At 71.3% G+C, this 11,222-nt stretch carries 14 protein-coding genes; 10 read left to right on the top strand and 4 right to left on the bottom strand.

Features of this window, described 5'->3' with window-relative positions; genetic code table 11:
* Nucleotides 1–210: 210 nt before the first annotated feature.
* Nucleotides 211–1,050 (bottom strand): NAD(P)H-binding protein, encoded by an 840-nt coding sequence (locus tag ABZ463_RS23045; protein ID WP_362778740.1) that lies wholly within the window; start codon nucleotides 1,048–1,050, stop codon nucleotides 211–213.
* Nucleotides 1,051–1,136: 86 nt separating this feature from the next.
* Between ABZ463_RS23045 and ABZ463_RS23040 the strand changes: the two genes are divergently transcribed.
* From ABZ463_RS23040 to ABZ463_RS23010, 7 genes are all read left to right on the top strand, one after another.
* Nucleotides 1,137–1,604 (top strand): MarR family winged helix-turn-helix transcriptional regulator, encoded by a 468-nt coding sequence (locus ABZ463_RS23040; RefSeq protein WP_352008876.1) that lies wholly within the window; start codon nucleotides 1,137–1,139, stop codon nucleotides 1,602–1,604.
* Between the two features lie 31 nt (nucleotides 1,605–1,635).
* On the top strand, nucleotides 1,636–2,016 hold the full coding sequence (locus tag ABZ463_RS23035) for a DUF6153 family protein (RefSeq protein WP_362778752.1): 381 nt from the start codon (nucleotides 1,636–1,638) through the stop codon (nucleotides 2,014–2,016).
* A gap of 78 nt (nucleotides 2,017–2,094) precedes the next feature.
* On the top strand, nucleotides 2,095–2,685 hold the full coding sequence (locus ABZ463_RS23030; protein WP_362778737.1) for a DUF305 domain-containing protein: 591 nt from the start codon (nucleotides 2,095–2,097) through the stop codon (nucleotides 2,683–2,685).
* 131 nt (nucleotides 2,686–2,816) lie between these two features.
* The gene (locus ABZ463_RS23025; protein WP_352008879.1) at nucleotides 2,817–3,350 is read left to right on the top strand and encodes a hypothetical protein; all 534 of its coding nucleotides are present in this window, start codon (nucleotides 2,817–2,819) and stop codon (nucleotides 3,348–3,350) included.
* A 67-nt stretch (nucleotides 3,351–3,417) separates the two neighbouring features.
* Nucleotides 3,418–4,446: a hypothetical protein gene (locus ABZ463_RS23020; protein ID WP_362778734.1), complete on the top strand. Its 1,029-nt coding sequence runs from the start codon at nucleotides 3,418–3,420 to the stop codon at nucleotides 4,444–4,446.
* Nucleotides 4,443–5,777 (top strand): peroxidase, encoded by a 1,335-nt coding sequence (locus ABZ463_RS23015; RefSeq protein WP_362778731.1) that lies wholly within the window; start codon nucleotides 4,443–4,445, stop codon nucleotides 5,775–5,777. Before ABZ463_RS23020 ends, ABZ463_RS23015 begins: the two co-directional genes overlap by 4 nt.
* A 25-nt stretch (nucleotides 5,778–5,802) precedes the next feature.
* Complete coding sequence (locus tag ABZ463_RS23010) at nucleotides 5,803–6,669, top strand: bile acid:sodium symporter (RefSeq protein WP_362778729.1); 867 nt, start codon at nucleotides 5,803–5,805, stop codon at nucleotides 6,667–6,669.
* A gap of 11 nt (nucleotides 6,670–6,680) precedes the next feature.
* Here the strand turns inward: ABZ463_RS23010 and ABZ463_RS23005 are convergent, their stop codons facing one another.
* Nucleotides 6,681–7,163 (bottom strand): Pycsar system effector family protein, encoded by a 483-nt coding sequence (locus ABZ463_RS23005; protein WP_352008883.1) that lies wholly within the window; start codon nucleotides 7,161–7,163, stop codon nucleotides 6,681–6,683.
* 498 nt (nucleotides 7,164–7,661) lie between these two features.
* On the opposite strand from ABZ463_RS23005, the gene ABZ463_RS23000 reads away from it, so the two are divergent.
* Genes ABZ463_RS23000 through ABZ463_RS22990 form a run of 3 tightly spaced genes read left to right on the top strand, consistent with a single transcriptional unit; the run spans nucleotide 7,662 to nucleotide 8,986 of the window.
* Nucleotides 7,662–8,516 (top strand): helix-turn-helix transcriptional regulator, encoded by an 855-nt coding sequence (locus ABZ463_RS23000; protein WP_362778726.1) that lies wholly within the window; start codon nucleotides 7,662–7,664, stop codon nucleotides 8,514–8,516.
* A gap of 18 nt (nucleotides 8,517–8,534) precedes the next feature.
* Nucleotides 8,535–8,762 (top strand): DUF397 domain-containing protein, encoded by a 228-nt coding sequence (locus ABZ463_RS22995; RefSeq protein ID WP_352008885.1) that lies wholly within the window; start codon nucleotides 8,535–8,537, stop codon nucleotides 8,760–8,762.
* Between the two features lie 47 nt (nucleotides 8,763–8,809).
* Entirely contained in the window at nucleotides 8,810–8,986 is a 177-nt protein-coding gene (locus ABZ463_RS22990; protein WP_362778723.1) for a hypothetical protein, read from the top strand.
* Here the strand turns inward: ABZ463_RS22990 and ABZ463_RS22985 are convergent.
* Together ABZ463_RS22985 and ABZ463_RS22980 are read right to left on the bottom strand one after the other, a co-directional pair.
* Entirely contained in the window at nucleotides 8,964–9,536 is a 573-nt protein-coding gene (locus ABZ463_RS22985) for a GNAT family N-acetyltransferase (RefSeq protein WP_362778720.1), read from the bottom strand. The genes ABZ463_RS22990 and ABZ463_RS22985 overlap by 23 nt on opposite strands.
* Nucleotides 9,537–9,556: 20 nt before the next feature.
* Nucleotides 9,557–11,221: a hypothetical protein gene (locus tag ABZ463_RS22980; protein WP_362778718.1), complete on the bottom strand. Its 1,665-nt coding sequence runs from the start codon at nucleotides 11,219–11,221 to the stop codon at nucleotides 9,557–9,559.
* Nucleotide 11,222: the final 1 nt, after the last annotated feature.

Raw genomic sequence — 11,222 nt, 5'->3', positions numbered from 1 at the left:
TCGGTCACATCAAAACGCGCCACGTCCGAGTTCTACCAGCCACGGCCGGCCCGCCACTGGGCCACACCTAGATCCGAACCCCAAACAGCTCCTAGGACCTGTTCCGTGGGTCGCCGCCTGGGCGGCCGCGGTGGACGTGAAGGATCCACAGAACAGGTGCCGTATCCGCTCGGGGGCGCTCCGGACCGTCGTGGCCGGGGCGCCCCCGCGTCATCGGAAGTCGGCCCGGTTCGCGCTCGCCCACTCGGCGAACTCGCGGGCGGGGTGGCCGGTGATCCGTTCGACGGTGTTGGTGACGGGCGCGGGAACGCCGACGGCCGAGGCGGTCACCTCAAGGAGCGTCCGCAGGACCGGCTCGGGCATCCGGGGGTCGCGCCGTCCGAGCGCCTGCTCCACGGTCAGCTCCTCCACCTCGACGGGCGCGCCGACGGCCTCGCCGAGGGCCGCGACGACCTCACGCAGGCGCATCGACCGGGGGCCGGTGAGCACCTGCCTCCGGCCCCGGTGCGCCTCCTCGGTGAGCAGGCGCGCGGCCACCTCGGCGACGTCGTCGATGTGGACGGGGTTGACCTGCGCGTCGGGATGGGCGATGCCGACCCGTCCGGTGGCGCGGATCTCCCCGGCCCAGTCTCGGCGGGCGTTGGTGGCCAGCCAGCTCGGATACAGCACGGTGTGCCGCAGGCCGGACTCCTCCAGCGCCCGCTCGACCGCCCGGTGGACGAGGCCGATGGGCCGGTCGTACTCCCCGGCCTCGTAGGCGGCGGGGGAGGACAGCAGCACGACGTGCCGCACTCCCGCCTCGGCGGCGATCCTCAGGAAGGCGCCGGTCTCGCCTCTGGTGGGGTAGAGGAACATCGTCTCGACGCCCCGCAGGGCCTGCTCGGCGCCGCGCGGGTCGGTGACGTCCAGCTCGGCGGGCTCGGCGCCCTCGGGCAGCCGCAGTGCGGAGGTGTTCCTGGCCGAGCCGCGCACCCGGTGGCCGTCCTCGGCGAGCAGGGTGAGGAGACGGCCGCCGATGTTGCCCCGGGCGCCGGTGACGAGGATGGTCATGATCGATTCCCCCTGTACGACTACGATGGATTTGCTTTGGAAGCCAAATATCTTTGTTCGCAAAGGTAATTTGTGAGGGGTGGGGCATGTCAAGCGGAGACGAGGGGCCCGGACTGGGCGTCGACGACGCGATCCGGGCGTTGCTGCTGCTCATGCCGCGCATGGTCGGGCGGGCGAAACGGCTGCCGGTCCCCGAGCCGCTCCAGTCGCTCGCGCTGGGGCCCCGGCATCTGTCGCTGCTGTCCTACCTGCTGTTCGACGGGCCGATGACGGTGAACGAGCTGGCCGCGCGCCTTGAGGTCGCGCCGACGACGGTGAGCCTGATGGTCGGTGAGCTGAGCCGCAAGGGCGTCCTGGAGCGGCGCGAGGACGACGACGACCGGCGCCGCAGGATCGTCAGCATCGCCGCGGCCGGTCGCCCGGCGATCGACGACTGGCTGGCCAGAGGGGCCGTCGCCTGGCGCAGGGCGCTCGAACCGCTCACCCCGGAACAGCGCCGGATGTTCCTCGACACCCTGGGCGCCTACCAGCGCGCCGTCGAGGAACTGTCGTGACCGGGCGGCCGGTAATGTGACGACTGTGGCAATGGGCAACGCGGCTCGCAGACTCGCCCCGCTGGGCGGGCTGCTGCTGGTCGCCGCCGTCCTGTGCGGTCTGATCGTCATGCACGGGGTGCAGCCCTCGCCCGGCCCGGCACCCACGGCGAGTGTTCTGACCATGGGGCTCGGCCACGCCTCCGGCGCCGGTGCCCCGATGCCGGACTCCTCCCACGAAGGTCACATGGGCGGCCAGGTCTGCCTGGCCTTCCTGCTCACCGGGGCGGCACTCCTGCTCCTCGCCGCCGTGGCGGTTCTCGGCCGGCCGGTGCCGACGCGGGCCCGCTCGCTCGTTCGCGGGCTGCCGCGCGGGCCCACCGCCCGCCCCAGAGGGCCGACCCTCGCCCAGCTTTGTGTGATCCGGGTGTAGAAGCCGCACTCGGCGGTCCGTTCTGACCGTCGAGCGCCGACTTCTCATTCACCTTGTTGAACACGAAGGGTGTTCGTCATGAAGCGCATCGTCATTCTCGCACTCGTTCTCGCGGCGGCCGGTCTGCCGGCCACCGGCTGTGGCTCCGCCGGGCGCACCACACTCGCCGTGGAATCCGCCCCGGACGCGCCGGCGGCCTCCACTCCGGCCGCCGACCACAACGGCAAGGACGTCATGTTCGCCCAGATGATGATCCCCCACCACCGCCAGGCGGTGGAGATGGCGAAGCTGGCCGAGGGCCGGGCCGTGAGCGACCAGGTCAAGGAGCTGGCCGGGAAGATCGAGGCGGCCCAGGAGCCGGAGATCCGGACGATGAGCGGCTGGCTCACCGCCTGGGGCGCGCAGGTGCCGGGTGAGCGGGGTACGCCCATGGACCACGACATGCCCGGCATGATGTCCGGCCAGGCCATGGAGGAGCTCAAGGGGCTCAAGGGCGCCGCCTTCGACAGGGCGTTCCTGACGATGATGATCCAGCACCACGAGGGCGCCGTCGCCATGGCCGGGCAGGAGCAGGCGGAAGGCGTCCACGAACCGGCCAGGCGGATGGCCGCCGACATCGTCGCAGGCCAGTCGGCGGAGATCGCCACGATGAGGCGGCTGCTGCGATAGCCCCGGGGGACCGGGCGCCCGCCGCGCAACCCGTACGGCGGGCGCCGTCCCCGGACCAGGGCATGGGATAATTCTGCAGGTCAGGCAGCTTCGCCTGCTTCCCCCCTGGCCGAGTGACAGGGGGAGCGGGCATGGACATCATTCCTCGGGCGGTCGTCATCCCCAAGGAGACCGACCATCTCGAACAGGGTAAGTACGGCCCCGTCTTCCCGAGGACCCCGGCGTGCTACGGGTTCACGATCATCGCCGACGTCAAACCGGGGCGGGCCGAGGCGATCAGGGACCACGGCCACACCCTGGCCAGGGCGCTGGAGGCCGACCCGCACCTGCTGGCCCCGCTCAAACTGCACTACCTGCGCTGGGTGCTCTTCGACGACGACACGCGTTTCATGTACCAGGGGATCTTCGACACCGACTTCGACAAGTACACCGAGGACGCCGTCGCGCTGTTCACCATGTCGGGGGTGAGCACGGCCTTCGAGAACCTTGAGGGCTTCCCCGAGGACTGGCGGACCAACCCCGAAGCGTTCGTCAGGTTCGTCCGCGAGCACCACTGCCCGAGCTTCATCGAGTACGGGGAGTACCCCTACGTCACCGCCGACGAGATCAAGAAGGCGCTGCGGATCAAGAGCGCCCTGTCGGAGATGCTCGACCAGATGCAGTGAGATCCGAGCCGTGAGCCGCCAGGGCGGGCCGGGCGCCAGGCGTGTCCCGCCGTACAGGGGAGACGAGATGAGCCGGTCAGCGACCGCACGCACCTACAACCAGAACCACGTGCCGCGTCCGTACACCCCCGGTGGGCGGCGGGTGAGCGTCTACGTCTCGTGGAGCTATCCGGCGGAGGCGGGCAGGAACCCGGCCGAGCTGGACAACCGCTTCTCCACGATGACCGAGGTCCGGCGGACGGCCTGGCCCGCCTACGAGGATCCGAAGTGGTCCGACCCGCTGCGCTTCCAGCAGGGTGTCGCCGGATCCCTTGAGCTGTTCTTCTGGGGCTGGCTGCCGTTCCAGCGGTTCGCCGAGGAGGTCACCGGGCACCCGGTGCCGGTGTACCAGCGCGTCGACCAGGCGGGCTTCCCCACCCCGCTGGACGAGCGGGTGCTGGCCGACACCGACACCCTGCTGGTGTTCGGGCTGGACCACATGATCACCGGGCAGGAACCGGCGCCCGAGGAGGTCGAGGCCGTTCGGGCCTTCCTCGCCCGGGAGGGGACCCGCCTGGTGCTGGGGCCGCACCACGACGTCGGGGCCTCCGACGACCTGGCCGTCCGTGAGAGGGAACACCGCCACCACGGTGACCCCCTGGTTCCCCGGCAGCAGCGCTTCGCCCGGTACCTGCGCTCCCTGATGGGAGAACTCGGCATCCCGGTGGAGAACCGCTACGGCCTGCGCCCCGCGGTGAGCGGGCCCAAGCAGATCGCGCCCCTGACCATCGCCCGGGACCTGGACGGCGCGGGATGGCTGGAGGGGGTGACCGCCCTCAACTTCCACATGCATCTGCCGCACTACGCCGTGACGACCGACGACCCGGACGTCGTCCGTGTGCTGGGCCGGCAGCCGATCGACCTGACCCGGCCGACACACCCCTTCACCGAGGAGGGCAACACCGAGTTCGACGTGGTCCTGTGGATGCCCCCGGGCGGCGACCGGGCCGGTGACGTGCTGCTGGCCGACTCCACGGTCTTCAGCTCGCTGTTCGGCGGCGACGAGAGCCTGCGCGCCTTCTGGCGGAACATCGTCACGGACCGGAGGGGGACATGACCGGGCGGGCGGTGGCCGTACTCGAACTCGACGACATCCAGCGTGGGGTGCTCAGCCCCCGGCCGAGCCCGTACGCGGCGACCTACGTCCTGTTCCGCATCGACGACCGCGCGCACGGCCGGGAGCTGATGCGGCGCCTCAGCACGGCGGTCACCTCGGCCGCCGACACGACCAGCCCCCTGGGGGAGACCTGGGTCAGCGTCGCGCTCACCCACCACGGCCTGGCGGCGCTCGGGGTGCCGAGGGAGTCGCTGGAGACCTTCTCCTGGGAGTTCGGGCAGGGGATGGCCGCCCGCGCCCGCGCGCTGGGCGACGTCGGCGAGAGTGCCCCGGAGAACTGGGAGACCCCGCTGGGCACCTCCGAGGTCCACGTGGTGCTGGTGGCCCTCGCCCCCGACGGCGCGCGGCTGGAGGCGGCCCTCGACCGAGCCCGGCCCGCCTACCACGCCCTGCCGGGCGTCACGGCGATCTGGCGGCAGGACTGTCACGCGCTGTCGACCGAGACCGAGCCGTTCGGCTACCGCGACGGCATCAGCCACCCGGCCGTCGAGGGCAGCGGCATCGCCGGGTCCAACAGCCTGGAGACGCCGCTCAGGGCAGGGGAGTTCGTGCTCGGCTACCCCGACGAGCTGGGTGGTCTCCAGGTCCCGCAGCCCGAGGTGCTGGGGCGCAACGGCAGCTACGCGGTCTTCCGCAAGCTTCACCAGCGCGTCGCCGCGTTCCGGCGTTACCTGCGTGACAACGCGGCCGATCCGGCGGACGAGGAGTGGCTGGCGGCGAAGATCATGGGCCGCTGGCGCAGCGGCGCCCCGCTGGCGCTCAGCCCCGGCCGCGACGATCCCGCTCTGGGCGCCGATCCGTCCCGTAACAACGTCTTCGGCTACGAGCGGGACGACCCGGCGGGGTTCACCACTCCCGGCGGCTGTCACATCCGCAGGGGCAATCCCCGCGACGCGGCGGTGGCGGGCGTGCCGAGGCTGCACCGGATGATCCGGCGCGGCACCGCCTACGGCCCGCCGCTGCCCGAAGGGGTGCTGGAGGACGACGGGGCCGACCGCGGGCTGATGTTCGCCTTCATCGGGGCGCATCTCGGCAGGCAGTTCGAGTTCGTCCAGTCCGAGTGGATGAACGACGGCGTCTTCTTCGGCGCGGGCGGCGCGCGCGACCCGGTCGTCGGCTCCGGTGACGGCTCCGGCGACTTCACGATTCCCCGCAGGCCGCTGCGGCGCTGCCTGAGGGGACTGCCACGGTTCGTGGTCACACGCGGCGGTGAGTACTGCTTCATGCCCTCGCTGAGTGCCCTGCGCTGGCTGGGCGAACTCGGCGGCTGACGCACGGCGCAGGGCCGGAGGTTCCATGAACGCGCTGCAGCCACTGTTCAACGCGATCACCGTGATCTTCATCGCGGTCACCATGTTCGCCGGGGGCCTGGCGACCACGTTGTCCGCCTTGCGGACGGTCCTCACCGACCTGCGGTTGCTCGCGCTGGCCCTGCTGGCCAACCTGGTGGCCGTCCCGTTGCTCGGCTGGGGTCTCGCGGCGCTGTTCTCCCTGCCCACCGCGGGTTTCATCGCCCTGATCCTGGTCGCGGCCTCCCCGGGCGGGCCGTTCGGGGCGAAGCTGAGCGTGGTGCAGAAGGGGGATGTGAGCGCGGGTACGGCGACGCAGGTGCTGCTGGCCGCGGTGGCGAGCCTCACCTTCGGCCCGATGAGCACGGCCGTCCTCAGTGTGGCCGACGTCGGCGCCAGGATCTCCCTGGACGTCGCCGCGCTGGTGCGGACCGTGGCCGTCCTGCAACTGGTGCCGTTCGCCGTGGGGCTGGTGGTGCGTCACTGCGCGCGCTCCACGGCGCGTTCGTGGCACCCGGTCGCCGCCCTGGTGTCGAACGTGACGTTCCTGATGGTGCTGGCCGGCATGCTGCTGGGCAGCTGGCACGACGTCGTCGCGCTGCTGGGCTCGCGCACCCTGCTCGCGGGGTTCGTCCTGGCCGTGGCCGCGTTCGCCGCCGGCACCCTGCTGGCCACCGGGCCGTCCGCGCGCCGTACCACCATGGGGTGCGTCACGGCGGTGCGCAACGTGGGGCCTCCGCTGGCCGCCGTCGGGATCGCCTTCGACGACGCGCAGGCCATCCTGGGAGCGCTCGCCGCGGTGCTGATCAGCGGCCTGGTGGCGGTCCTGCCGATCGCCGCGGTGCTCGGTCACCGGCGAGGCGACCTCACCTGAGGAACCGGAGGTCAGAGCAGGCGCTCCAGGAAGACCATGACCGTCATGGTGACGATGCCGGCGACGATCAGATCGACGGACCAGCGCAGGTTGCGGTGCTTGGTGCGGGCGACCCGGGCGATCCACAGGGCGTCGGTCGCCAGGAACAGCTCGTAGTCCGAGGTCTCGGTGTTCATCCGCTCGATCAGGGCCTGTGGTGTCGGCACGTCGGCGTAGCCGAGGACCCGCAGCCCGCCGCGTCTGGGGGACAGCGGGCGGATGGTGAACAGGATCAGTGTGACCGCCACGGTCAGCAGGATCAGCGCCAGGACGACACCGAAACGCCCGATGCCGGGGAAGCGGGCCGGGCCGGTGAGGATGAGGGTGACGAGCACGCCGTAGGCGACGCCCGCCCATGACAGCAGCAGGCCCGCTCTCTTCTCGCTCGCGCTGATCAGCTCGGCGCGGGCGGAGACGACGGCGGCGTCGAGCCGTTCCCTGAGGAGCGGGGACATGGATGCGTGTCCCGCGCGGCTGCCGTTCCCGGAGTGGCCACTGGATGTCACCGGTTCGTGGGTCATGCCTCCCCTTTTCTCCGCCTGGCTCGGGGGCGCGAACGGGCGTACGCCGGGTTTCAACCACTGTAGGAGGGGGCGAAGCGGGTGATGTCAACGTCGTGGTAAAGCGTTCGTGCCGCCCAGGGAACGAAACGTGACGGCCCTGATTCGTCACGGACTCCTCGGGGCGTGTGTATGGCTTCACCGGATCGGCAGGCGGGCGGTCATTCCTGGAGCCTCGCCTTCCGGCCCGGCCGGCGCCGGGTGTGAACGACGGATGGAACGCCGCGGAGGTTCCTTTACGCTCCCATGTCAATGCTGAGCGTGACCGTTGGTGCGGTGGTAGCGTGACATTGCCTTCACAAAAGCGCAAGCTTACGAAAAAAGGCAGTTGAGAATATCCGCATTTACCTGGAATTGGTCCCATAAGGGGAAACGGTCGCAAAGGAGAGTGAGATGGCCGCGAAGAGAGGGCCGACGCTGCGGGCGCAGTGGCTCGGAAAGCACCTGAAGGAGTACCGCGACGCGGCCGGGCTGACGCTCAGGCAGGCGGGTGACCATCTCCAGCGTGACGCGGCGACCATCAGCCGCCTTGAGTCGGGCATCATCCCGGCCCGGGTGTCCGACGTCATGGCCCTGCTCAACCTGTACGAGATCGACGACGAGCGGATCCGCGACGGGCTCGAACAGCTCAGCCGTGACATCTGGCGCAAGGGCTGGTGGGACGGCTTCTCGGCCGACTCCCTCGGCGGCATGCTCGACCACGCCTGGCTGGAGGCCCGGGCCAGGGCCGTCTACTCCTACGCGGCGATGGTCGTCCCCGGCCTCCTCCAGACCCGTGACTACGCCTCGGCGATCATCACGGCGGGGGCCACGGGGGCCTCCGCCCGTCAGGTCGAGCAGTGGATCGCGTTCCGGATGGCCCGGCAGGACGTGCTCGACGGGGAGGCGCCGCCGAAGCTGATGATCGTCCTCGACGAGGGCGTGCTTCACCGGGCGGTCGGCGGCCCGAATGTGATGCGTGCTCAGCTGGAGCACCTTTTCGCGGCCGTCTCCAGGCCGAATGTGACCCTTCAGATCCTGCCGTTCGCGATCGGGGCGCACGCCGGAGTGGACGGCGCCTTCACGGTTTTCCGCATGCCCGAGCCCTACTCCGACGTGACATACGTGGAGACCAAGGCAGGGGCCGTCTACACCGAGGCGGACGGTGCCGAAAACTTCGTCCAGGCATACGATTCGCTGCTGAAAGCCGCGCTTACCCCGGATGATTCCGCGACCGTTGTCAAGAACGCGGTCGACCGATTCAAATGAGACGACAGGGAGAAGTAGATGATCACCCCCGAGGAACTGTCGGGTGTCGCCTGGCACATCAGCTCGAAGAGCCCCGACACCGGCGGTCAGTGTGTGGAGGCCGGGCCGCTGGCGGACGGCAGCGGCCGGGTGGCGGTGCGGCACAGCCGTCGCCGCGACGCCGAGGTGATCGTCTACACCCGCGCCGAATGGCAGGCGTTCGTCGGCGGCGTCAAGGACGGTGAATTCGACTTCCCGGTCTCCTGACCGGTGCCTGACGGCGGCGCTCCTCGCCCTGGCCGGACCCCCGGGGGATGGGGTGGCACGGCGCGGGCGAGGTGCGGACAGGTGAGATCGTCGAGGGCGACGTCCCCGGCGGCCGTCACGCGCCGGGCCTCCAGCCGGCCTGGTCGCGGGTGCCGTACCCGGGACGCCGCCGCGTCACCCGGATCGGTTCCGTCGCGGACGTCAAGGCCTCGTGGAACTCCTGAGCCACTCCTGCCGGGTGATCGCGTACTCGACCTCGCCGTGCTCGCTGCCGGGAAGCGGCTCCTCCCACTCCAGATGGAACGTGCGGACGTGCCGCATGCCGACCGAGGCCATCGTCGCGCGGGAGGCGGCGTTGACCGCCATCGTCTCGGCGAAGACACGGTTCAGCCCGAGATCCTCGAAGCCGTGCCGGAGCAACTCCCGTGCGCCCTCGCTGGCCAGGCCCTGACGCCAGTGACGGCGCAGGAGGCGGTAGCCGAGCTCGGCCTGCCCCTCGACCGGGCCCTGGTCGGCCCGCTGCGGTGGTTCGAGGATCCACCAGCCGACGAACCGCCCGTCCACGGAACCGGCCCAGAACCCCAGGCCCGGCACCCGGTCCGCGGCGGCGAGCCGTTTCCGGTGGAAGCGCTCGACCTCCTCGCGGGTACGGGCCCGGCCTTCGAGATAACGCATGACCTCGGGGTCGGAGTCGAGCTCCACCTCGTCCTCAAGGTGCTCGTCGGCCAGCGGGACGAGAAGGATGCGGCCGGTGCGTAACGTCGTCTGGGACATGAAAGGCATTCTCCCCGACGTTACCCGGACATGAGGGCCGAGATCGCGATGGCGGCCAGGGCGCAGGGCAGGAGGATCGAGACGGCGAGGACGGCCCGCCGGGCGGCCACGTAGCCGACCGGCACGAGGCCGTCCCGGCGCGGTGACACCCGCCACGGCCTGCGGGGATCGGCGGTCACCGGGCGCCCCTCGGGCAGCTCGTCCGGTATGGCCAGCGGCAGGTCGACCAGCCGGGCGACGGCCACGGCGTCGGAGGGAAGGCCCGACGCCAGGTAGCGGGTCTCGCCCGCCGTGGAGGACAGCTCCCTGACCATGTTCCCCATGCCCATCGTGCGGAGCCAGCCGGACACCTCACCGTCTCCCGGGCCGGCCCCCCGGCCGACGCCCGTCCGCACCAGCAGGTCGGCCTTGCTGACGACGACCGCGACCCGCCGCTGCCCGCCCCCGCCGGGACGGGAGGCGAGCTCGTTGCGTACCCGCTGGAAGGTGTCGGCCGGGTCCTCCGAGGAGAAGGAGACCCCGGCCGCGGTGAGCATGTCGCGTTCGGCCGTGGTCAGGCCGCCCCGTACGAGTGGCAGTGCGAACGGGTCGACGACCAGGACCATCCGCTCCCCGTGCGTCAGGTAGCCCATCGCCTCGACCGCGGCCGCCCCCGTGTAGTGCTCGCCGGAGGGGTCGAACAGGTACATGATCCGGTTCCCCCTGCGGGACCCGGTGGGAAGCGAGACGTCCAGCGTCATGGCCGTCGGCAGGGGAGTGGGCGTCTTGGACACCCTGCCCTGCCGCATCTCGTCCCGGTGGCGGGTGAAGGCGAGGCCGTCCTGACGGGTCACGAAGCTCGCCCGCCCGCCGTTCGCCTCGACCGCGGCGTGCAGCGCGGCGATCGCCAGCGTCATGAACGTCGTCTTACCCGCGTCGGGGCCGCCGACGAACGGCAGCGGCTCGGCCCTGGCCCGTCCCGTCCTCGGCGACAGCGGCCTGCCGCACCCGGGGCAGTACCCCGCCAGCCGGTATCTGCCGAGGAGGATCGTCGTGGGGAGCCGGGCGCCGCACACGCACACGTGCCGGAACGCGCCGTCCCCGTTGGGGCGCAGCCGCCGGTGCCGTTCCCCGCAGGAGGGGCAGGCGTACTCGGGAAGCGTCAGCCGTTCGTAGCAGTCGGCGTTCTGGCAGACCTGCAGGACCCGGTGGACGGCGGTGAAGGCCAGGTCCAGGCCGCGCAGCACCAGGACGCAGGGCAGCCACACCAGCAGGGCCACGCCCGCGACCAGCGCGTACGCCGCGAACGACACGGCCAGGGCGAAGGCGAGCACGACCATGCCCAGCACGACGCCCGTCTCGACGCCGAGCCACAGCGGGAACAGGAAGTACACCTGCGGCCGTTCCCGCCACCGCTGCCCGACCCAGTCCCGGACGGCCCCGGCCCTGGCGACGACGACCGGGCGGCTCGCCCTGTCCAGCGCCGCCCAGTCACGCCATATCTGCCGCAGCGCGTAGATCCGGTAGGCGGGATCCCCACCCTGGCCGCCGGGGCGGGGAACCGTGGCGGCCGTACGGGAGAGCAGCACCCGGCAGGACCGGTGGATGTGGTACCCGGCGGCGGTGAGGACCGTGACCGCCAGCGCAGGCCCGGCACCGGCGAGGAAGGGGAACACGACGACCGCGATCACGACCCAGATCGACACG

The sequence above is a fragment of the Streptosporangium sp. NPDC020145 genome (genome assembly GCF_040631275.1).
Taxonomy (GTDB): domain Bacteria; phylum Actinomycetota; class Actinomycetes; order Streptosporangiales; family Streptosporangiaceae; genus Streptosporangium.
The sequence above is the reverse complement of the archived record's forward strand: the minus strand, read 5'-3'. Positions and strand labels throughout refer to the sequence as shown.

Bases quoted from the DNA above. Each gene is read 5' to 3' on its own strand.
- ABZ463_RS22995 (WP_352008885.1), top strand. From the start codon at position 8,535: ATGATCACCCCCGAGGAACTGTCGGGTGTCGCCTGGCACATCAGCTCG.
- ABZ463_RS23035 (WP_362778752.1), top strand. From the start codon at position 1,636: ATGGGCAACGCGGCTCGCAGACTCGCCCCGCTGGGCGGGCTGCTGCTG.
- ABZ463_RS23030 (WP_362778737.1), top strand. From the start codon at position 2,095: ATGAAGCGCATCGTCATTCTCGCACTCGTTCTCGCGGCGGCCGGTCTG.
- ABZ463_RS23010 (WP_362778729.1), top strand. From the start codon at position 5,803: ATGAACGCGCTGCAGCCACTGTTCAACGCGATCACCGTGATCTTCATC.
- ABZ463_RS23045 (WP_362778740.1), bottom strand. From the start codon at position 1,050: ATGACCATCCTCGTCACCGGCGCCCGGGGCAACATCGGCGGCCGTCTC.
- ABZ463_RS22985 (WP_362778720.1), bottom strand. From the start codon at position 9,536: ATGTCCCAGACGACGTTACGCACCGGCCGCATCCTTCTCGTCCCGCTG.
- ABZ463_RS22990 (WP_362778723.1), top strand. From the start codon at position 8,810: ATGGGGTGGCACGGCGCGGGCGAGGTGCGGACAGGTGAGATCGTCGAG.
- ABZ463_RS23015 (WP_362778731.1), top strand. From the start codon at position 4,443: ATGACCGGGCGGGCGGTGGCCGTACTCGAACTCGACGACATCCAGCGT.
- ABZ463_RS23005 (WP_352008883.1), bottom strand. From the start codon at position 7,163: ATGTCCCCGCTCCTCAGGGAACGGCTCGACGCCGCCGTCGTCTCCGCC.
- ABZ463_RS23000 (WP_362778726.1), top strand. From the start codon at position 7,662: ATGGCCGCGAAGAGAGGGCCGACGCTGCGGGCGCAGTGGCTCGGAAAG.
- ABZ463_RS23020 (WP_362778734.1), top strand. From the start codon at position 3,418: ATGAGCCGGTCAGCGACCGCACGCACCTACAACCAGAACCACGTGCCG.
- ABZ463_RS23025 (WP_352008879.1), top strand. From the start codon at position 2,817: ATGGACATCATTCCTCGGGCGGTCGTCATCCCCAAGGAGACCGACCAT.
- ABZ463_RS23040 (WP_352008876.1), top strand. From the start codon at position 1,137: ATGTCAAGCGGAGACGAGGGGCCCGGACTGGGCGTCGACGACGCGATC.